The organism is Candidatus Avoscillospira sp. LCP25S3_F1 (assembly GCF_052117125.1).
Lineage (GTDB): Bacteria > Bacillota > Clostridia > Oscillospirales > Oscillospiraceae > Avoscillospira_A.
In genome coordinates this window covers 130,155-149,665 of sequence record NZ_JBQKJT010000001.1, presented here as the reverse complement: position 1 = coordinate 149,665, position 19,511 = coordinate 130,155, and the positions used below count along the sequence as shown (strand labels likewise).

Genomic DNA, 19,511 nt, shown 5'->3' with positions numbered 1-19,511 from the left:
GTACAGGTGCCGTCAGTTCTGAGCGCCGCTCATGGCGTAGCCGCTCTTGCCGTGGCCCTTGACGGTGTACAAGGCTTCGTCGGCCCGTTTAAACACGTCGGCGTATCGGTCGCCCCGGACGCTGCGGCATCCGCCGATGCTCACCGACAGCGCACCCAGGGGATACTGCTGCGACAGCTTGCCGATCTGCTGGAGCAGGTCCTGGGCTTTGCGTTCCAAAATGGAATCGGACAGTTCACTGTCCACATAGACGATGAATTCATCGCCGCCAAACCGTCCGATATAATCCGTCTTGCGGAACGTGCGTTCCAGCAGGTTCGCCACCTGCTGCAAGACCAGATCGCCGTTGTCGTGGCCGTAATTGTCGTTGATGCTCTTGAAATTGTCCAGGTCCAGGACCAGCAGCACGCCCTCTCCCTTGCGGATTTTCCGGCGGACGCACTTCGTAAAATACGACTTGTTCAGCAGGCCCGTGAGAACGTCCTGGTTGTGCTTTTTCTTGCTCAGCTCGTTCTTGATGAGGAAGATAATCACGATTGCCACGTTGAGAATGTTCGCCCACAGGCCCACATCCATCAAAAGCATATGCTCCGACGACACCAGGTTTTCACTGGGAATGGCAACCACGATTTTCCAGCCAATGTCCAGACAGCACAGATACAGATTGTAATTCTCGTCCTTCAGCTCCCGGTACTGGATGGCGTGGGCGTCCGCCGGACACTCCAACGCCTCATACTCCGACTGGGGAATGTCCGAAAGCAGCTGGGTCTGTCCCATGGCATAGGCCAGAACGCCCTGGGTATCATAGAGAAAAATACCGTAATCCTGCGGCAGTTCCGTAAAACGCATCCAGTCGCCCCGGCTGAGATACACGTCCAGCGCCACGACATTTTTGGAGGTGTCAAAGGAGTGGGAAATCGTAAAGACGTACTGTTTCGTAGCCACATCCCGATAGAGATCGGAAAACACGATGGTACCCGGTTCGGCGTTGGCCGCTTCAGAATACCAGGATTTTGTCTGATAGGCATAGTTGCTGTCGCCGGGCCAGGGATTGGCCGTCACCAGGGTATCCTCGATGACGGCATAGAAATCCAGCGCCGTATCCCCGAATTTCTCCGCAATTTTTTCACAGTAGGAGCGCAGCCACTGCTGCATCTCGTCGATGGAGACGCCGGCGGCGTCCATCTCCCGCAGATACTGGCCCGCCAGCTCCACGGAAAATACGTAATCGTCCAGCCGCGTGTCGATTTTTTCCACGTAGGACTGGGCCAGAAATTGGCCTGTCTGGGCTGTTTTATCCAGAAATATACTCCGGGTTTCCAGTATGAAAAATCCAAACAGAAATTCCACAATGAAAAACACCGAAAGATAACAGATCAACCCCACATTTTTTTTCATTTTTGTGCGAAGTTCCCTCCGTAAAACACTTCCGACAGCTGGCCGGCTCCCCGGACGCATCGGTAAAAAACTGCTGTGCTCAATCCGAAAGGGTCAGATGGGCACAGCAGTCCTCTGCGATACACGGTGGAACTCTGAATTCCATGGAAGCCGCTGCGTCGGTGACAGCGGTGTTCCTCATGTAGTATTTTCCCTGCTGTGACAGCATTTGTCAAGGGGAAAATTTGTCGGCCGGGTCACGTCTCGATGGTGATATGGTCGGTGCCGTGGGCTTCAAATTCCGCGATGTAGTCATCCATCCGGCTGACCAGCTCCTCGTAATTGTCGGAGGACACCTCCACATAGCCCATATCCCGCCGGGCCAGTTCCTCCGCCAGAATCTCAAAAAACACGGTGTCCTCATAATCCATGATGGCCTCGTGGATGCCGCCGTCGGCAAAGGCGCGGGACGGGATATCCTCTCCCTTCCACCGCTCCACCAGCGTGGACATTCCGTTGCTGCGGCACAGTCCGAACAGCTTGCTCTCCACCTGGTCGTAGTCGGTAAACCGGTCGTCGCCCCGGGTGGAGTTGAGGATCCAGTTGCCGATGTACACCAGGTCCAGCAGCCGCCGGAACTCCTTCGTTGTCAGCTCGATGTTCATTGCACAGGCCCTCCCTTCGCGCTTTGGTCTTTCTCTCTCCATTATATACGGCCCTGTGGGGAATTTCCACTGTTAAAACAATTTCTTTTGTGAAAAATACCCTTGTCAATCGGCGCGTTTTAGAATATTATATACAAAGCATCGGTGCGTATGCAATGGGCATCGCCCGACCATCTCATCTGGAAAAGAGGATAAAACCTTGAAAAAACTCAGTGTTTGCGTACTGTTCGGCGGCGTCTCCCCGGAACATGAGGTGTCCCTCCGGTCTGCCGAGTCCGTGCTGCGGCACATGGACCCGGAGAAATACAACATTTTCCCCGTGGGCATCACCCGCGACGGCGACTGGGTCCATTTCGGCGGCAAAGACTACTCCATGCTGCCCAAAAACACCTGGCTCGACTGCCCCGATAACCGCCGGGCCGCCATTTCCCCCGTCCGGGGCCAGGGCCTTTTGAGCTTTGAGGGCGACTGCGTGGTGCGCGAGCGCATCGACGTGGTCTTCCCCGTCCTCCACGGCGAAAACGGCGAGGACGGCTCCATTCAGGGCCTGATGCAGCTGGCCGGTATCCCCTGTGTAGGTCCCATGGTGGCCGCCTCCGCCACCGCCATGGACAAGACGCTGACCAAACTGGTGGCCGATCACGCCGGCGTCCGGCAGGCCGCCTGGCACTTGGTGACCCGCCGGGAGCTTCAGCGGGACGCCGACAAGGTCCTGGACGCCGTGGAAGCAAAATTCCAGTATCCCGTCTTTGTCAAGCCCGCCGGAACCGGCTCCTCCGTGGGCGTGTCCAAGGCCAAGAACCGGGAAGCACTGCGGGAAGCCCTGGACAAGGCCGCCGCCTTCGATAAGAAAATCCTCGTGGAGGAGTTCATCGACGGCCGGGAAGTGGAAGTGGCCGTCCTGGGCAACGAGACCCCCGCCGCTTCCGCCTGCGGCGAAATCGACGCCGGTGTGGAGTTTTACGATTACGAGGCCAAATATATCACCGATACGTCCACCTGCTATATCCCCGCCCGGATTTCCGAGGAAGCCTCCGAAACCGTCCGGGAAACGGCGGTCCGCATCTATGAGGCCTTGGGCTGCCGGGGCCTGTCCCGGGTCGATTTCTTCGTGACCCGCGACGGCGAGGAGGTTATTTTCAACGAGATCAACACCCTGCCGGGCTTTACCTCCATCTCCATGTATCCCAAACTGTTCGAGGCCAGCGGCATCGCCTACGGCGACCTCATCGACCAGCTGTTGCAGTTGGCTATGGAAGAAGAATAAGAAAAGAGGAACTATGACAAAAGATGTACTCATCGCCATTCGCGGCACCCAGCACACCGACGGCGAGGAACCCCAGGTCATCGAACTGACCACCGACGGCACGCTGACGGCGGAGGACGGCGTGGTGACCGTCTCCTATCGGGAATCGGAAATGACCGGCCTGGACGGCGTTATCACCACCTTTCGGGTGGAGCCTGACCGGGTCATTCTCCAGCGGGACGGCGATTTGAATTCCACCATGACCTTTATCGAGGGGGAAAAAACCGAATCCCTCTACGATATGGGCTTTGGGGCGATGCTGCTGGGCGTGTCGTCCCGGCGGGTCCGCAGCGACATGACCGAAAAGGGCGGCAGTCTCTTTGTAGACTACGCCGTGGAGATTGAACATGTCCCGGTCGGTACCAATACCTATGAGATCACCGTGTGGGAGCCGTGAGGCTTCTTTGTGGGGCGCTGCCCCACACCCCGCGATTTTTTGAAAAAAATCGAGTAAAACTTTCAATGGCCATGGAATCCGTTGGATTCCATGGCCAAAAATACTATATGGAGTTTTTTGGTGATGCACAGGCTCCGACCCAATCACACAACAATGCGAAGCATGGATTGAGCGCGCTGCCGCACTTTTTCAGAACCATCGTACCAAACCACTATAAAAAACTCAAAATCCCAATAGTTAAAAGTTTTTACTCAAATTTTTTTTCAAAAAAATTGTGGGGTCCAGGGGCAAAGCCCCGGTCGCCCGCCGCAGCGGGCGAAATCCCTATGCGGTCACTTCCGGTCGAAGTAGGGGGACTTGCCGGAAACGCTGAGGGGAATGGCGATGGCCATGGAGCAATCGGGGAGCAGGCCCAGGGCCAGGGCGGCCCGTCCGGCGGAGAACATCACGCGGCTGTCCACCCGGTGATCGGCGGCGATGGCCGAAGCGGAGCCGACGGCAATGCCCAAATCCATGGACGTATAGACGCAGGCGGCCCCGGCGGCGGCTGCGGCGGCGCAATCGGGGAAGCCGCAGTATTGACATAGCCCATTGATGCCGCGGGGGACGTTTTTGGCACCGAGGAGGACCACTGCGCCGCTGCTGCGGAGGTTGCCTGCGTCCCGGCGCAGGAATGCGGCATTGTGGGTGTCGGCCAGCTCCTCCATTTTGGCGGCCGGAGATTCCAAATCGTCGCCGGTCAGGATGCAGGTGTCCAGATAGTCCAGGCCCTTTGTTTTGGGAGCCGTGCGGGCGGCGGCACACATGGCCTGGGCCGTGGAAAGCAGATGGGCCTGTTCGGCGTCATGGGAAGAATGAATCATAACAATACCTCCTCAGAATCAATGAATTATATAAAACATAAACTCCCGGCCATGGATTCTTGCGGAATCCATGGCCAGATAAAAGTTTTACTCGATTTTTTTCAAAAAATCGCGGGGGTCCAGGGGGCGGCGCCCCCGGTCGCCCGTCGCAACGGGCGAAACTCCCCATGCACCGGACTTACATCTTCTCCGGTGCGCTGAAGCCCAGCAGGTCGATGGACTGCTCCAGGACGGCGCGGGTCAGATCGATGAGGGCGATATAGCCGGCCTGCTTCTGGGGGTCCTCCTCGGTGAGAATCTTTGTCTCGTGATAGAACTTGTTGGCGTAACCGGCCAGTTCATAGATATAGGCACAGAGAATGTTGGGGGCGCTGTCGCGGCAGCACAGAATCAGATTGTCGGCAAACCGGGTCAGAGCCAGCATCAGGTCCCGGGCGGCGTCGTTGGCGGCGGGCTGAATGGCCGCGGCGGACACGTCGCCCTGGTACTTGCTCAAGATGGACTTGATACGCACAATCGTATAGAGAATATACGGGCCGGTGTTGCCCTCAAAGGCCGAGAACCGATCCAGATCAAAAATATAATCCTTGGTGGCAAGGTTGGACAGGTCGCCGTATTTCAGAGCGGCCAGGGCGATTTTCCCGGCGGTCTCCATGGCCGCGTCACCCTCGACGATGTTGTTCTCCTGAATCTTGGCGTAGACGAACTCGGTGACTTCCCGAATCAGCCGCTCCAGACGCATGACGCCGCCCTCGCGGGTCTTGAACGGTTTTCCATCTTTGCCGTTCATGGTGCCGAAGCCCAGGAACTGCAATTCCGTTTCCGGACGCACAATCCCGGCCTTGCGGGCGGCCCGGAACACCTGCTCAAAGTGCAAACTCTGGCGCTTATCCACCACATACAGCACCTTGTCCGGGTGGAAATCCCGTTCCCGCTGGACCAGGGTTGCCAGGTCCGTGGTGGCGTACAGCGTCGCGCCGTCGGACTTCACCAGAATGCACGGCGGCACCTCCTTGGTGTCCGTCTCCTCCTGGACGTCCATAACCAGCGCGCCCTCGCTCTCCCGGCACAGGCCCTTTTCCTTGATATCGGCCAGCATGGGCTCGATAAACGGTTGGGCGTCGCTCTCGCCCAGCCACGCGTCGAACTCCACGTTCAGCTTGGCATAGTTCTTCTTCAAATCCGCCACGGACACGGCCATAATGTGGTCCCACATGGCTTTATAGCCCCGCTTGCCCGTTTGCAGCAGGTAGGTAGCCGTATGGGCCTTTTCCGCAAAGGCTTCGTCCACCTTGGATTTGGCGCTGGCGGCAGGGTAGATCTCCTCCAGCTCGGAAATGGTGAACGGGGCTTCCTTGGGATACTCGCCCGTAAAGCTGTCGTCAAAATAGGGCAGCTCCGGGTGACGCTCCTGGACCTCGGCAATAATCAGGCCCATCTGCAAGCCCCAGTCGCCCATATGGATATCGCCCGTGACCTTGTGGCCGAAATACCGGTAAATCCGCTTGATGCTCTCGCCGATGATGGCCGAACGCAGATGGCCCACGTGCAGAGGCTTCGCCACGTTGGGTCCGCCGTAGTCGATGACAATGGTCTTCTGCTGCTCCGCCAGCGGTACGCCGAACCGGCTGTCCTGCTTCATCTGACCCACGTAATCGGCCAGCGCCGTTTCCGACAGGTTCAGGTTGATGAAACCGGGGTTGACCGCTTCCACCTTGGAGAACATCCCGTCCGCTTGCAGCTGGGCCACCACCTCATTGGCAATGGCTATGGGCGCTTTCCGGTACTGCTTCGCCGCCGGCATGGCCCCGTTGCACTGAAACTGGCACAGGTCCGGCCGGTTCGACACCGTTACCCGCCCCAACGCCGCATCATAGCCCGCCGCCGCAAACGCTCCCGACACCGTCGCCGAAATCAAATCTAATAACTTTTCCATAAAAAGAAATTCCTTTCTCTTTTGTAATCGTATTGTTTATCATACCAAAAAAGCGGTGCCGTGTAAAGAAGAATGGGGGACTTTCGGCCGCTCCGGCGGGGAGGGGGGAGCGCCAGCTGCGACGGGGAGAGGGTTTCGCGCCTTGCGAGGCGCGACCGGGGGCGCCGCCCCCTGGACCCCTGCGATTTTTTGAAAAAAATCGAGTAAAACTTTTTAATTTTGGGGGAGTGTTATTTTAGTGGTTTGGTGCGGTGCCGCCGAATTTGTGCGGTCACGCCCTCAATCCATGCTTCGCATTGTTGCGGTGGGAGGGCCAAAGGCCCCTCAGCCCCGCCGGGGGGTGGTGGGATATGTGTGGTACGGGTTCGCATCGGTGCGGCGGTGGGGAGGAGCGGGTGCCGCCGGGATGCAAGGAACATACAAAAAGGGACGTCCTGCCTCCTTCCTGGCAGGACGTCCCACGGTATCCAGTCGGACGCGGTTCGATGTACTTATTTCTTGGTGAACTCCACGGTGATGTCACCCTGCTTCAGCAGCAGCTTATCGCCGTCGATGGTCATGGTGCTGGACTGGCCCTGTACGTCCATGGTCACTTCGGAACCGTCCTGGGTCCAGGTGCCTTCCACTTCCACACCGGCAGCAGCAGCAGTCATCTTACCGCCTTCTTCAAAGGTATAGGTCATTTCGCCGCCGAACAGGGTCTCCAGCGTGGCCTTGTCCACGGTGGTGTCGCCCTGAGAACCGCCGCTCAGCGCCCAGGTGGTGCCGGTCAGGTCGGTATCCTTGGAATCGCCGCCGCCGCAGGCCACCAGGCTCATGACGGTGATCAGGGTCAGCAGCAGAGCAAATGCTTTGAACAGTTTTTGTTTCATAGTTGAGACTCCTCCAATTTTTCCTCCACAATGGGTAATCCCGTCCGACGGGACTATCCTCTCTATCGACCGGTTTAAAGTAAAATTAAGGTTCATCGGAAAATAAATGGTAAAAAAACAAAATTTATCATATATCCCTAAAGTTTACAGGACTTAAAACAGCCACCGGGCCGACCACGATGCCACCAGAAATCCCGTACAGTCGGCCAGCAGCGCCGCCGGTATGGCGTACCGCGTTTTGGAAATGCCCGCCGCGCCGCAATACACCGACACGGCGTAAAAGGTGGTCTCCGTGGACCCCAGCAGAATCGCCGCGGTCCGGCCTACGGGGGAATCGGGGCCATAGGCGGCGATGAGGTCCGCCCCCAACGCCAGCGCGGCGCTGCCGCTGATGGGCCGCACCAGCAGCAGGGGGGCCACCTCCGGCGGGATGCCCACATACCGCAGGGCCGGGCTGAGAAACGCGGCCAACGCGTCCATGGCCCCCGACGCCCGCAGCATGGATGTGGCCGACAGCAGCATCACCAGCGCCGGGACAATGGATGCCAGCACCCGCAGACCGTCCCGGCCCCCCTCCACCAACAGGCCGTAAACGTCCTGTTTGCGGGACAGACCCGCCAGGGCCACCGCCACCATAATCAGGGGAATCAGCAAATCCAGCACCGTCAATCCCTCCCCAGCCGTTGGAACAGCCGCGCCGCCAGCAGACCCACCGCCAGAGCACAGACGGACGTGAGCCAGACGGCGGGCAGAATGTCAAAGGGCGACGCGCATCCCGCCGCCGCCCGGATGGCGGCCACGGTGGTGGGCAGCAGCTGGACCGAGGCCGTATTCAGCACCAGAAACCGGCACAGCTCATGGGATGCCGTGGAGGAACCGGACAATTGCCGCATCCGTTTGGCGGCGGCCACACCGGCGGGAGTGGCCGCATTGCCCAGGCCCAGAAGATTGGCCGACACATTGGCGCTGATGTGGCCCAACGCCTCCGGGTCCCGGGACGCCTGGGGAAACAGCCGTCCCAGGACGGGCCGCAGCAGCCGGGACAGCAAAGCCGTGACGCCGCTGCGTTCCATGACCTTCAAAAGGCCGCTCCACAGACACAGACTGCCCGCCAGCGACAACGACAGCGTAATGGCCGAAGAGGCCCCGTCAAGGACAGCTGTCCCTAAGACTTTCGTACAATTATCAATTAGCGCGTAGACAATGGAACTCAACGATAACAGCAACCAAATCATCGACATTGCCAAGGAGAACCCCTCCATTTCTCATGAAATACCCTATGCGCAATAAAAAAGTCTTATGACAATCTTAAGAAAAAATTTTGTTATTTTTAGAAAAATATGAGATTTTGTCGCATTGACAAATATAGGAAGCCGTTGTACAATAGAGACGTCCCGATGGACATATATTTACCCCGTGGAGGAAAAGAACATGAAATCTACCGGAATCGTCAGAAAGGTCGATGAGCTTGGCCGGATTGTGCTGCCCATCGAGCTGCGTCGTACCCTGGACATCGCAGAGAAGGACTCGCTGGAGATCTATGTGGACGGCTCGGCCATCGTACTGCGCAAGTACGAGCCTTCCTGCATTTTCTGCAACGACGCCAGAGGCATCACCAACTACAAGGGCAAGAATGTCTGCGCCAGCTGCCTGAAAGAACTCAAGAAGATTTGACGGACTGAGGGACACGGCCCTCTTTTAGCGCAAAACAGGGGATGGTATCCTAACTGGATACCATCCCCTGTAGATGTTTCTGGAAGAAATAGCAATGGAGAATCGCTTCCGGCGGGGCTGAGGGGCCTTTGGCCCTCTCAACAATGCGAAGCATGGATTGAGGGCGCTGCCGCACGGATTCAGTGGCAGCGCACCAAACCACTAAGATAACTCAAAATCCCAACATTTAAAAGTTTTACTCGATTTTTTTCTTGTGAGGGCTGCCCACCACCCGTGTGTCTGCGGTGCTCGCCGGGCCTTTTGCGCCATGGCGGCGGTGCGGCTTTTTGCCATACATCCAGTATGGCTGCAAAGCCACACCTTGCCCTGACACAAAATTCCTCGCCGACCACACTTGCCAACGGGCGGCGGGCAACCCAAATCGCAGGGGTCCAGGGGGCAGCGCCCCCGGTCGCGCCGCGCACGGCGCGAAACCCCCGCCCGTCGCAACGGGCGAAACACCCGCTGGCCGCAGCCAGCGAAATCTCCTTAGGCAGTTCCCTCCGGGGTGTCCTCCTCTTTGGCGGCCAGGGCGGTTTCCCGGGCGGCGGTGGCTTCTTTCAGGAGGGTGTACAGGGCCGAAAAGGCGGGGACGCCCAAAAGCATACCGATGGGGCCGGCCAGTTCGCCGCCGATGGTGATGGCGGCCAGGACCCACAGGCCCGGCAGGTTCATTTTGGAGCCGACGACCTTGGGATAAATCAGATTGCCCTCCACCTGCTGGAGCACCAGGAGGAAGACGGCGAAGATCAGGGCCTTGAGGGGGCTGACGGTGAGAATCATAAAAATGCCCACAAACATGCCGACAAACGCGCCCACAATGGGAATCAGCGCCGATACGCCCACCAACGCGCCGATCATGGCGGCGTAGGGCAGGCCCAGCAGGAGCATACCAATAAAACAGAGGGAGCCGAGAATAAACGCTTCCGTCACCTGTCCGGCCACAAAGGACCGGAAAATCCGGCTGCACACAGTGGCCACATGAAGCAGTCCATTGCCGGCACGCTGGGGAATCCAGGCGTGAATGAGACGGCTGCCCTGGCGTTTGAGGGTCTCTTTATTGGCGAGAATATAGATGGCAAAGACCAGACCGATGAACGTATCCACGGTGGTACCGGCAACGGACCCGGCGGCATTGAGGGCGCCGTCCATCAGGTTGGAACCGGTGTTCAAGGCCCAGGCCTCCAGTTTACTCTGCATGGCGACCCAATCAATCTCAATGCGGGAAATGGTGTCGCCAAAGGGAATGGACGCCCAAAAGGCTTCCGTTTCCAGCTGGGAAAGATGGTCGATGCTCTCCAATACCTGGGAGGACAGCAGTTTGATGGCCCCGGCCAGCTGGGGAATGACCAGAAACGCCACACCGATAAAAATGCCAAACACCAGCAGAATCGACAGCAGAATGGCCAGGGGCCGCCGCAGCCGCTGCAAGCGTTCCCGTTTGGTGTGGGGGAACAGATGGCGTTCGATGAACCCCATGGGCACATTGAACACCAGAGCAAAAAACGCGCCCAGCACCAACGGCAACAGCAGGTTCACGACCCACAGGACGCTTTTTCCCAGAATGTTCAGGTTCCCCATGGCAAGATAGAACAGAATACAGACGGCGACAACACCGATGAGCCATTTGCCCAACAGGTCCCGCTTGCGCTTGTCGTGAAAGAACATGGCGTAGCTCCTTTGTGTGTAGTTTTACTAGTATACCATAGTTTTATGGTGTTGTGTGAAAAATGTAAAAATTTTGGGACAGGACGGACGAAATGGGGCTGCGGGGCCTTTGACCCGCTCACCGCAACCGTGCAAAGCATGGGTTGAGAACCTTACTGCACGTTCTTCCAGCCCGACGCACCAAACCACATAAACAAAAACCTTCAAAATTAAAAAGTTTTACTCGATTTTTTTCAAAAAATCGTGGGGTCCAGGGGCAAAGCCCCGGTCGCCCGTCGCAACGGGCGAAACGCCCCCCGGCGGCTTCACGATTTCTTTACGGCGGCCGCGTTGACGGTGGACAAAATTGTGGATATACTATACTATAATCTCTATGCGCCGGGAGGGGTTGTCCATGGATAAACAGCGGTTCAAGGCCATACTGGTGTTGATCGCCTTCGGTGTTCTGCTCTTCACGCTGGCGCAGAATTTCGCCCTGGCCTGGCGGGCTTTCTGGAAAATCTACGGTATTTTTTCGCCGGTGGTCGCGGGATTCTGCATTGCGTTCGTCTTAAACGTGCTGCTGCGGGTGCTGGAACGGCGCGTCTTCGCGTTTTTGGGCCGCAGTCCCCATGCCGCCGTCCGGCGGCTGCTGCGGCCGGTCAGTCTCGGCGCCACCATCGTTCTGATGCTGGGGGCCGTGGTGCTGCTGGTTTGGGTGGTCCTGCCGGGATTGCAGAAAACCATCCTCAGCCTGATTCAAAACCTGGAGCTGTACCTCGATTCGGCCCAGAACCTGCTGCACGCCATCGACCGCAACGGACGGCAGCTCTTCAACATCCAACTGGACTGGGAGATGATCTTTGAAAAGCTCAAGGAACTACTGACCCCCGGCGACAATCTGGTGGAAACCGCCGCAGGCGTCACCACCTCCGTCATTCGCAGCGTCACCAATCTGGTCATCAGCTTCTGCCTGTCCATCTATATCCTGGCCCGCAAGGAGCGGGTGGGCCAACTGGCGACCCGGCTCTCCGACGCCATTTTCCCCCCGAAGGTTTCACGGAAAATCCGCCACATCTGCAAGGTGGCCAACAATTCCTTTTCCAACTTTATCACCGGCCAGTTGACCGAAGCCGCCATTCTGGGGTTCCTCTGCTTTTTGGGCATGAAGATTTTCCAGTTCCCCAACGCCACCATCATTTCCATCCTCATCGCCGTGACGGCGCTGGTGCCTGTCATCGGTCCCATCATCGGCGAGGTCATCGGCTGTCTGCTGATCCTCATTGAAAGCCCCATCCAGGCGCTGCTGTTCCTGGTCTTTGTCCTGACGCTCCAGCTCATCGAGGGAAACGTCATCTATCCCAAGGTGGTGGGCCGGTCCGTGGGTCTGCCGGGCCTCATCGTCCTGGTGGCCGTCATCGTCGGCGGCAATATGGGCGGTATGATGGGCGTACTGCTGGGGGTGCCCATTTCCTCGGTCCTTTACACCCTGGTACTGGACTGGCTGGACGGCCAGCAGCCCCCCAAAGAAGAAACGGAGACTTGATACCATGTTTGACACGATTTTTTTTGATCTGGACGGCACATTGACCGACCCCGGCGAGGGCATCACCAATTCCGTCGCCTACGCCCTCCGGCAGACAGGCCGGGAGGTGCCGCCCCGTTCCGAACTGTATTCCTACATCGGCCCCCCGCTGCTGGAACAGTTCCGGGCCGTCTACGGCGTGGACGAGGCCGAGGCCCGGGCCATGACCGATGAATTCCGCGTCTACTTCCAGGACCGGGGCATTCTCGAAAATGAACTCTATCCGGGCATCCCCGATGCCTTGCAGGCCCTCAAAGACGCAGGCGCGACGCTGATCGTAGCCACCAGCAAGCCGGAGGTGTTCGCGGAGCGGGTGCTGGAACGGTTCGACCTGCGGAAGTTCTTTACGGTGGTGGCCGGCAGCACCATGGACGAAAGCCGCACCAACAAGGCCGACGTCATCGCCTACGCCATGGAAAAGCTGGGCCGCCCGGTGGGGAAGGCGCTGATGGTGGGCGACCGGAAGCACGACGTTCTGGGCGCCAGGGCCCATGGGATTCCCACCGTGGGCGCCCTCTACGGCTACGGCAGCCGGGAAGAGCTGCTGGACGCCGGGGCCGTCGCCATCGCGGACACCGTGGCCGATCTGGTACCGGTGATTCTGGGATTATAATACATAGGGGCAGCAGAAAGCGGCCAGCGGGGATTTCGCCGGTTGCGGCCAGCGGGGATTTCGCCCGTTGCGACGGGCGGGTGTTTCGCGCCGTGCGCGGCGCGACCGGGGGCGCTGCCCCCTGGACCCCTGCGATTTTTTGAAAAAAATCGAGTAAAACTTTTAAAGTTTGGGGGAGCTTTATTTTTTAGTGGTTTGGTGCGGTGGCTCTGAATGGGTGCGGCAGCGCGCTCAATCCATGCTTCGCATTGTTGCGGTGAGAGGGCCAAAGGCCCCTCAGCCCCGCCGGAGGTTGGTACATAGGGCGGTACGGGTTGACCGCAGACCGTCACAGATGGCGGAACCCATGGAAAAAATCTTACAATTGTAAACTTTTTACGTCTTGACATCAAGGGCGAAACCCCTTGATAGTAGGGCGTTTTTTTCTGCTCTGATGTTAACATTTGTAAACTTTTTCGCGAAAACGTTGAAAATCATATGCTATACTACCATCACACCGGCCGGTGCGAAAGGAGGTGAGCGCATGGCGGCCAAAGGAAAGACCCGATGGAAAGCCACAGAACTGGCCCAAAAGATTGACGACTATTTCGCGTCGTTGGAGGCGGACCCGGCCAAACGGGGCGGGCCCAGTGATTTGCTGGCCTGCATCGGGATGGACATGGAAACGGCCACCACCCTGGCCGGGGAAGCGGGGGGCTGTGGGCCGGTGCTGCGGCAGGCGGCCACCCGTTTGCGGGCCCATCTGGAAACGTCCCCGGCCTGGTCCGGTACCAACGGTTCCAAGTCCGTTTTCCTCATCAAACAACAGTTATGGGATGGACAATCCTACACCGACAAGCGGGAAACCGCCGCCGCCGCGCCGGTGGTGCAGGTGGTGTTCGGCCCTACGCCCGGCGCCGATGACGCGTTCGGGTAAGGGGGGTTTTTGTGGGGCGCTGCCCCACACCCCACCGGGGACGCCGTCCCCGGACCCCTGCGATTTTTTGAAAAAAATCGAGTAAAACTTTATTCTGGCCATGGATTCCCACGGAATCCATGGCCGGGTAAAAGAGGGGGTCGAGGGCTGCGCTGAATCCATTCTGAGGCATTGCACCAAACCAAACTCATAAAAACCCCAAAAATTAAAAGTTTTTACTCAATTTTTTTTCAAAAAAATTGTGGGGTCCAGGGGCAAAGCCCCGGTCGCTGGCCGCAGCCAGCGAAATCCCCACGCACGGGGCGAAATCCCCCAAGGAGGTGATACGATGCCGCAGCAGCCGGTCCAGGTGGATTTGGGGCGGCCCAATTCGGAGCCGCAGCGGCGTTTTTTTGCAAGCCGGAAGCTGTACACCTGTTACGGTGGGGCCAGAGGGGGCGGAAAGTCCTGGGCGGTCCGGACGAAAGCCGTAGGCGGTGCGCTGCGGTGGCCGGGTATCCGCATCCTCATCATCCGGCGGACGTACCGGGATATGGAAAACAGTCTTATCACACCGCTGGTCAAATTGATTCCGGCGGAGGTGGGACGGTACAACGGCAGCAGTAATATGGTGCTGTTTCAAAACGGCTCGTCCATCAAATTCGGCCATCTGCCCAACGACCGGGCCACCGTAGAGGGCGAATATCAGGGGCAAGAGTTTGACTGGATTTTCATGGACGAGGCGACGCAGTTCACCGAAAGCGAATTTCGCGGCATGGGCGGCTGTCTCCGGGGCGTCAACGACATTCCCAAACGGTTCTATCTGACGTGCAACCCCGGCGGCGTGGGCCATCAGTGGGTGAAACGGCTGTTCATCGACGGGCGATTCCGACCGGGGGAAAACCCCGATGATTACATCTTTATTCCGGCCCGATTCACCGATAACGCCGACCTGTTGAAATCCTCGCCGGGGTATGCCGCCATGCTGGACAATCTGCCGGAATCGGTGCGCAAAGCCCATCGGGACGGCGATTGGAACGCCCTGTCGGGGCAGTATTTTTCCGAGTTCACCCGGGGACTGCACACAGTGGCCCCCTTTGCCATCCCGCCGGAGTGGCGAAAATACCGGGCGTTCGATTACGGTTTGGACTGCTTCGCCTGCGTGTGGGTGGCGGTGGACTTCCAGGGACGGTTTTATGTCTACCGGGAAGTGGCCCAAAGCGGCCTGATTGTCTCCCGGGCGGCGGAATTGGCGTTGGCATCCACCCCGGACGGGGAGTGCATCGAAGCGACGTTGGCCCCGCCGGATCTGTGGTCCACCCAGAAGGACACGGGCCGGACCATGGCGGAGATTTTCACCGAGAGCGGCCTGCCGCTGGTCCGGGCGGGTAACAGCCGGGTCCCCGGTTGGCTGGCCCTGAAGGAACTGCTGCGGGTCCGGGGCGACGGAAAGCCGGGGCTGGTGATTTTCCGGGACTGCCGGGGGCTGATTGAGGATTTGGAGGCGTTGCAGGCCGATGAACGGAACCCCTCCGACGCGGCCACGGAGCCCCACCACATCACCCACCGGCCCGACGCGCTGCGGTATTTTGCCGCCAGTCGGGCGCTGCTGCCGGAGAAGCCGCCGGAACCGGTGGACGAGGATGCGCCGCCGGACTATGACGAGGTCATGCACGGCGGCGCGCCGGACCTGCGCTACTTATATTATTAAGGAGGAAGTTGGCATGGAAGAAGTCATCCAGAACCAGGGGCCGGAGATGGTACCGGCCGCCGACGCGGAACAACAGGAGCGGATGCGGCGGGACGTGCGGGAGTTTGTCAACGAGTTTCCCGGCGTAAAGGCCACGGACATTGCGCCGGAGGTCTGGACGGAGGTCCAGGGCGGGAAAAGTCTGGTGTCCGCCTACCGGGGCCACCGGGAACGGCAGCTGCGGCAGGAAAACCGGCAGCTGCGGGAGCAGCTCCGTTCGGAGCAGGACAACGAGCGCAACCGGCAAACGACCATTGGGTCCCAACGGACCGACGGCCAGCGTGCCGGACGGGATTCGTTTTTGGAAGCGTTGCTGAGCGACTAAGAAAAAAGTTTTACTCGATTTTTTTCAAAAAATCGCAGGGGTCCAGGGGGCAGCGCCCCCGGTCGCCCCGCGCACGGGGCGAAATACCCGCCCGTCGCAACGGGCGAAACACCCGCCCGCCGCAGCGGGCGAAATTCCCAGTCGTCCCAAACCGCCATCCGCAGATGGCGGAATCCCCGGCTGCTGCCAAGGCAGCAGCCATGGACCGGCGCTCCCGCCTGCGGCGGGGTGCGGCGGTTCATCCACCGCACCGGGGAAACCCGTACCGAACACGACGGTTCATCCACCGCACCGGGGAAACCCATACCGAATGCGGCGATTCATCCACCGTCCCGCCATGCAAACCATTGATTTTAAACAGGAGGTATTCCAACTATGGGCAACACCATCAATCTGGCAACCAAGTACGCCGCCGCCGCTCAGGAGCGGTTCTACAAGGATTCCTTTACCCAGTCTTCCTTCTCCAAGGACCTGGACATGGAATTTACCGGCGTGCGCACCGTCAAGGTCTACGAGGTGGACACCGCGCCCCTCAACGATTACACCCGCAGCGGCGCCAACCGCTACGGCACCCCCCAGGAGCTGACCGACAATCTCCAGGAATACATCATGACCCAGGACAAGGCGTTCACCTACACCATCGACAAGGGCAACGCCCGGGAACAGTTCAACGTCAAACAGGCCGGGGCCTCCCTCAAGCGGCAGCTCCGCGAGGTGGTCACCCCCTATATCGACCGCTACCGTATGAACGTCTGGGCCAAAAAGGCCGGTATCATCACCGCCCTGGCCGCCGCCCCCGACAAGTCCACCATCGCGGGCCTGATTATGGACGGCACCGTGGCCCTGGATGACGCATTGGCCCCCACCGAGGGCCGCACCCTGTACATCACCGCCGGCTATTACAAGATGCTCAAGCTCTGCGACGAATTTCTCACCGTGGAAAAGCTGGGCCGGGACGCTCTGGCAAGGGGCATCGTCGGGGAGTTCGACGGCATGGCCGTCAAAAAGGTGCCGTCCAGCTACATGCCCAAGGACGTCTATTTCATGATCGTCACCAAGGGCAGCGCCATCTCTCCCATGAAGCTCAACGACTACAAAATCCACTCCGATCCCCCCGGCATCTCCGGCGATCTGGTGGAGGGCCGCGTGATCTTCGACGCCTTTGTGAAAGGCTCCAAGGCCGCCGGTATCTATGTGGCCGCCGCCAACGGCACCGTCAGCGCCGCTCCCACCATTTCCATCAGCGGCCATCAGGCCACCATCAGCGGTACCGGTACGGTTCTGTACACCATCGACGGCAGCGACCCCCGCTACAGCGCCAGCGCCCAGACCTACAGCGACGCCGTCACCGTGGAGAGCGGCGACGTGGTCCGCGCCTGCGCCATCGACGGGGAGAAGTTCTGCTCGTCTGTGGCTGAGAAGACCGACGAGGAATAACTCTGCGTCTGGGATGGTTCCCCGCACTCCGCCTACAGGCGGGAGCGGGGAACCATGGGGCCGCCCCGGCGGCCCCGGGGATTCCGTCCTCTGCGGAGGACGGTTTGGGACGACAGGGGATTTCGCGCCGTGCGCGGCGCGGGTGTTTCGCTGGCTGCGGCCAGCGGGAGGTTCGCCCGCTGCGGCGGGCGACCGGGGCTTTGCCCCTGGACCCCAGAATTTTTTCGAGAAAAAATTCAGTAAAAGCTTTTTAATTTTCTCAGAAAGGAGAACTGCCATGACCATTTTGTGCTTGGCACAAACGGTGCTGCTCTGTCTGATCCTCTGGCGTTTGGGCCGTCTGGAGGGGCAGTCTGCCGCACCGTCTCAGCCCCAGGAACCGCCCAACCCCCAGGCCGCCCAGGCCATGGAGCGGTTCAACGCGGGGGTGGCCAACATTCTCGCCTATGACCCCTTTGAGAAAGGGGGCGGCGCCGTATGACCAAACTGCCCACCGTTTCCCATGTGGCCCGGTGCTATGAGCGGGGGCTCCAATTCAACACCGAACTGGGCCTTTACGACACCGTGACCAAAAACGAGAACTTTTTTATCGGCAAACAGTGGGAGGGCGTCGAATCCAACGGCCTGCCTACCCCCGTGTTCAATTTCCTCAAACGGGTGGTGCTCTTCCAGGTGGCCACCGTCACCTCCGACAACATCGCCATGCAGGCGTCGCCCCTGGCGTCCACCTCCCGTCTCGACCTGTGGGACATCGATCAGATGGCCGACATCCTGAATAAGCAGTTTGCCGCCATCTTTGAACGCAATCAGCTGGTGGGACTCCTGCGGGAGTATATGCGCAACGCCGCGGTGGACGGCGACGGCTGTCTCTATACCTGGTTCGACCCCACCATCGAAAACGGCCAGAACGTCAAAGGCGAACTCGTCACCGAAGTGGTGGAAAACACCCGCGTCCACTTCGGCAACCCCAACAGCCGCGACGTCCAATCCCAGCCCTACATTCTGCTGTGCCGCCGCATGATGGTGGACGAGGCCCAGCGGCTGGCAAAGGAAAACGGCAGTCCCGACTGGGAAGCCATCGGTCCCGACCATGAGGATTTCCACAGTCCCCACGACGCCATGACCGACGACAAGGTTACCGTCCTGACGTACCTCTACCGGGACCGGAAAACCGGCACCATCTGGAAATACGTCTGCACCCAGTCCGTGGAGATGGCAAAGGCCACCGACACCGGTTTGACCCTCTATCCCATCGTCTGGCTCAACTGGGACTATGTCCAGGATTGCTACCACGGACAGGCCATGATTACCGGCCTGATTCCCAACCAAATTTTCATCAACAAGCTGTTTGCCATGTCCATGATCTCCCTGATGACCACCGCCTACCCGAAAATCGTCTACGACAAGACGAGGATTGCCAGTTGGGACAGCCGCGTGGGCGCGGCCATCGGCGTCAACGGCGGCGACATGAACGCCGTGGCAAAGATCATCGACCCGGCCCAGATTTCGCCCCAGATCGCTCAGTTTATCCAACTGGCCGTGGACTACACCCAGAGCTTTCTCGGCGCGTCCGACGTGGCCATGGGCAACGTCAACCCCACCAACACCTCGGCCATCGTGGCGTTGCAGCGGGCCAGCAACATCCCCATGGAGATCACCAAGCAGAATCTTTACAAATCCATCGAGTCGCTGGGGCGCATCTACATGGACCATATGCGCAATTATTACGGCGTCCGCCATGTGCAGGTCAACATGAATCTCAAGCCCGAGGATATGCCCCTGGGGATTTCGCTGCCCAATCAGCAGTTCAACCGGGCCTTTGACTTTTCCCAGCTGGCCCAGGCGCCCGTGTCGATTCAGCTGGATGTGGGCGCGTCGGCCTACTGGTCGGAAATCGCCACCCAGCAGACCCTCGACAATCTGCTGGTCCAGGACAAGATCGATCTGGTGGACTATCTGGAGCGCATTCCCAACGGCTACATCACCAAAAAACAGGAACTGATCGAAAAACTGCGGGGCGCGTCGGCGTCGTCGCCGGTGCTGGACACCAACCAGCCCATGCCCATTCCCGAGGGCGGCGGCTACGGCGCGTTGCAGCGGGCCATCAATGAAACGGGGGTAGTGGAATAA

19 protein-coding genes are annotated in these 19,511 nt (G+C 59.1%); 11 read left to right on the top strand and 8 right to left on the bottom strand.

Translation table 11 applies throughout. From position 1 onward, the window contains the following. Positions 1 to 12: 12 nt before the first annotated feature. Positions 13 to 1,398: a sensor domain-containing diguanylate cyclase gene (locus tag ACTQ33_RS00790; RefSeq protein ID WP_441461263.1), complete on the bottom strand. Its 1,386-nt coding sequence runs from the start codon at positions 1,396 to 1,398 to the stop codon at positions 13 to 15. Between the two features lie 236 nt (positions 1,399 to 1,634). Continuing rightward, a complete protein-coding gene (locus ACTQ33_RS00785) occupies positions 1,635 to 2,042 on the bottom strand; it encodes a hypothetical protein (RefSeq protein WP_441461261.1) in 408 nt (135 codons plus the stop codon). A 199-nt stretch (positions 2,043 to 2,241) separates the two neighbouring features. On the opposite strand from ACTQ33_RS00785, the gene ACTQ33_RS00780 reads away from it, so the two are divergent. Further along, on the top strand, positions 2,242 to 3,309 hold the full coding sequence (locus ACTQ33_RS00780; RefSeq protein ID WP_441461259.1) for a D-alanine--D-alanine ligase family protein: 1,068 nt from the start codon (positions 2,242 to 2,244) through the stop codon (positions 3,307 to 3,309). A 13-nt stretch (positions 3,310 to 3,322) separates the two neighbouring features. Then, on the top strand, positions 3,323 to 3,745 hold the full coding sequence (locus tag ACTQ33_RS00775; RefSeq protein WP_441461257.1) for a DUF1934 domain-containing protein: 423 nt from the start codon (positions 3,323 to 3,325) through the stop codon (positions 3,743 to 3,745). Positions 3,746 to 4,077: 332 nt separating this feature from the next. On the opposite strand, the gene ACTQ33_RS00770 is transcribed toward ACTQ33_RS00775, so the two are convergent. The 5 genes from ACTQ33_RS00770 to ACTQ33_RS00750 all read right to left on the bottom strand — a co-directional run bounded on the left by ACTQ33_RS00770 (position 4,078) and on the right by ACTQ33_RS00750 (position 8,657). Further along, positions 4,078 to 4,608: a ferredoxin domain-containing protein gene (locus tag ACTQ33_RS00770; RefSeq protein WP_441461255.1), complete on the bottom strand. Its 531-nt coding sequence runs from the start codon at positions 4,606 to 4,608 to the stop codon at positions 4,078 to 4,080. 178 nt (positions 4,609 to 4,786) lie between these two features. Continuing rightward, positions 4,787 to 6,544, bottom strand: a complete 1,758-nt coding sequence (gene argS, locus ACTQ33_RS00765; protein ID WP_441461253.1) for an arginine--tRNA ligase — start codon at positions 6,542 to 6,544, stop codon at positions 4,787 to 4,789. A gap of 491 nt (positions 6,545 to 7,035) precedes the next feature. Then, a complete protein-coding gene (locus ACTQ33_RS00760) occupies positions 7,036 to 7,416 on the bottom strand; it encodes a hypothetical protein (RefSeq protein WP_441461251.1) in 381 nt (126 codons plus the stop codon). Between the two features lie 153 nt (positions 7,417 to 7,569). Further along, positions 7,570 to 8,079 (bottom strand): spore maturation protein, encoded by a 510-nt coding sequence (locus ACTQ33_RS00755; RefSeq protein ID WP_441461249.1) that lies wholly within the window; start codon positions 8,077 to 8,079, stop codon positions 7,570 to 7,572. A 2-nt stretch (positions 8,080 to 8,081) separates the two neighbouring features. Further along, positions 8,082 to 8,657, bottom strand: coding sequence for a nucleoside recognition domain-containing protein (locus tag ACTQ33_RS00750; RefSeq protein WP_441461247.1), 576 nt, complete (start codon positions 8,655 to 8,657; stop codon positions 8,082 to 8,084). Between the two features lie 190 nt (positions 8,658 to 8,847). Between ACTQ33_RS00750 and ACTQ33_RS00745 the strand changes: the two genes are divergently transcribed. Next, positions 8,848 to 9,090, top strand: coding sequence for an AbrB/MazE/SpoVT family DNA-binding domain-containing protein (locus tag ACTQ33_RS00745; protein ID WP_441461245.1), 243 nt, complete (start codon positions 8,848 to 8,850; stop codon positions 9,088 to 9,090). A gap of 528 nt (positions 9,091 to 9,618) precedes the next feature. Here the strand turns inward: ACTQ33_RS00745 and ACTQ33_RS00740 are convergent. Beyond that, positions 9,619 to 10,797, bottom strand: coding sequence for an AI-2E family transporter (locus tag ACTQ33_RS00740; RefSeq protein ID WP_441461243.1), 1,179 nt, complete (start codon positions 10,795 to 10,797; stop codon positions 9,619 to 9,621). A 394-nt stretch (positions 10,798 to 11,191) separates the two neighbouring features. On the opposite strand from ACTQ33_RS00740, the gene ACTQ33_RS00735 reads away from it, so the two are divergent. From ACTQ33_RS00735 to ACTQ33_RS00700, 8 genes are all read left to right on the top strand, one after another. After that, the gene (locus tag ACTQ33_RS00735) at positions 11,192 to 12,322 is read left to right on the top strand and encodes an AI-2E family transporter (RefSeq protein WP_441461241.1); all 1,131 of its coding nucleotides are present in this window, start codon (positions 11,192 to 11,194) and stop codon (positions 12,320 to 12,322) included. Between the two features lie 4 nt (positions 12,323 to 12,326). Next, positions 12,327 to 12,974, top strand: a complete 648-nt coding sequence (locus ACTQ33_RS00730; protein WP_441461239.1) for an HAD family hydrolase — start codon at positions 12,327 to 12,329, stop codon at positions 12,972 to 12,974. Between the two features lie 523 nt (positions 12,975 to 13,497). After that, positions 13,498 to 13,890 carry a hypothetical protein gene (locus ACTQ33_RS00725; protein ID WP_441461237.1) on the top strand — a complete coding sequence of 131 codons (393 nt, stop codon included), beginning with the start codon at positions 13,498 to 13,500 and terminating at the stop codon, positions 13,888 to 13,890. 328 nt (positions 13,891 to 14,218) lie between these two features. Next, a complete protein-coding gene (locus tag ACTQ33_RS00720; protein WP_441461235.1) occupies positions 14,219 to 15,580 on the top strand; it encodes a phage terminase large subunit in 1,362 nt (453 codons plus the stop codon). 13 nt (positions 15,581 to 15,593) lie between these two features. Continuing rightward, on the top strand, positions 15,594 to 15,944 hold the full coding sequence (locus ACTQ33_RS00715; protein ID WP_441461233.1) for a hypothetical protein: 351 nt from the start codon (positions 15,594 to 15,596) through the stop codon (positions 15,942 to 15,944). A 375-nt stretch (positions 15,945 to 16,319) separates the two neighbouring features. Further along, positions 16,320 to 17,381, top strand: coding sequence for a chitobiase/beta-hexosaminidase C-terminal domain-containing protein (locus ACTQ33_RS00710; RefSeq protein WP_441461232.1), 1,062 nt, complete (start codon positions 16,320 to 16,322; stop codon positions 17,379 to 17,381). Between the two features lie 277 nt (positions 17,382 to 17,658). Further along, positions 17,659 to 17,862, top strand: a complete 204-nt coding sequence (locus tag ACTQ33_RS00705; protein ID WP_441461230.1) for a hypothetical protein — start codon at positions 17,659 to 17,661, stop codon at positions 17,860 to 17,862. Next, positions 17,859 to 19,511, top strand: a complete 1,653-nt coding sequence (locus ACTQ33_RS00700; protein ID WP_441461228.1) for a portal protein — start codon at positions 17,859 to 17,861, stop codon at positions 19,509 to 19,511. The genes ACTQ33_RS00705 and ACTQ33_RS00700 overlap by 4 nt, the downstream gene beginning before the upstream one ends.

Coding starts and splice junctions, on each gene's coding strand:
- ACTQ33_RS00790 (WP_441461263.1), bottom strand. CDS start 1,398: ATGAAAAAAAATGTGGGGTTGATCTGTTATCTTTCGGTGTTTTTCATT.
- ACTQ33_RS00785 (WP_441461261.1), bottom strand. CDS start 2,042: ATGAACATCGAGCTGACAACGAAGGAGTTCCGGCGGCTGCTGGACCTG.
- ACTQ33_RS00775 (WP_441461257.1), top strand. CDS start 3,323: ATGACAAAAGATGTACTCATCGCCATTCGCGGCACCCAGCACACCGAC.
- ACTQ33_RS00770 (WP_441461255.1), bottom strand. CDS start 4,608: ATGATTCATTCTTCCCATGACGCCGAACAGGCCCATCTGCTTTCCACG.
- argS (WP_441461253.1), bottom strand. CDS start 6,544: ATGGAAAAGTTATTAGATTTGATTTCGGCGACGGTGTCGGGAGCGTTT.
- ACTQ33_RS00760 (WP_441461251.1), bottom strand. CDS start 7,416: ATGAAACAAAAACTGTTCAAAGCATTTGCTCTGCTGCTGACCCTGATC.
- ACTQ33_RS00750 (WP_441461247.1), bottom strand. CDS start 8,657: ATGTCGATGATTTGGTTGCTGTTATCGTTGAGTTCCATTGTCTACGCG.
- ACTQ33_RS00745 (WP_441461245.1), top strand. CDS start 8,848: ATGAAATCTACCGGAATCGTCAGAAAGGTCGATGAGCTTGGCCGGATT.
- ACTQ33_RS00740 (WP_441461243.1), bottom strand. CDS start 10,797: ATGTTCTTTCACGACAAGCGCAAGCGGGACCTGTTGGGCAAATGGCTC.
- ACTQ33_RS00735 (WP_441461241.1), top strand. CDS start 11,192: ATGGATAAACAGCGGTTCAAGGCCATACTGGTGTTGATCGCCTTCGGT.
- ACTQ33_RS00730 (WP_441461239.1), top strand. CDS start 12,327: ATGTTTGACACGATTTTTTTTGATCTGGACGGCACATTGACCGACCCC.
- ACTQ33_RS00725 (WP_441461237.1), top strand. CDS start 13,498: ATGGCGGCCAAAGGAAAGACCCGATGGAAAGCCACAGAACTGGCCCAA.
- ACTQ33_RS00720 (WP_441461235.1), top strand. CDS start 14,219: ATGCCGCAGCAGCCGGTCCAGGTGGATTTGGGGCGGCCCAATTCGGAG.
- ACTQ33_RS00715 (WP_441461233.1), top strand. CDS start 15,594: ATGGAAGAAGTCATCCAGAACCAGGGGCCGGAGATGGTACCGGCCGCC.
- ACTQ33_RS00710 (WP_441461232.1), top strand. CDS start 16,320: ATGGGCAACACCATCAATCTGGCAACCAAGTACGCCGCCGCCGCTCAG.
- ACTQ33_RS00705 (WP_441461230.1), top strand. CDS start 17,659: ATGACCATTTTGTGCTTGGCACAAACGGTGCTGCTCTGTCTGATCCTC.
- ACTQ33_RS00700 (WP_441461228.1), top strand. CDS start 17,859: ATGACCAAACTGCCCACCGTTTCCCATGTGGCCCGGTGCTATGAGCGG.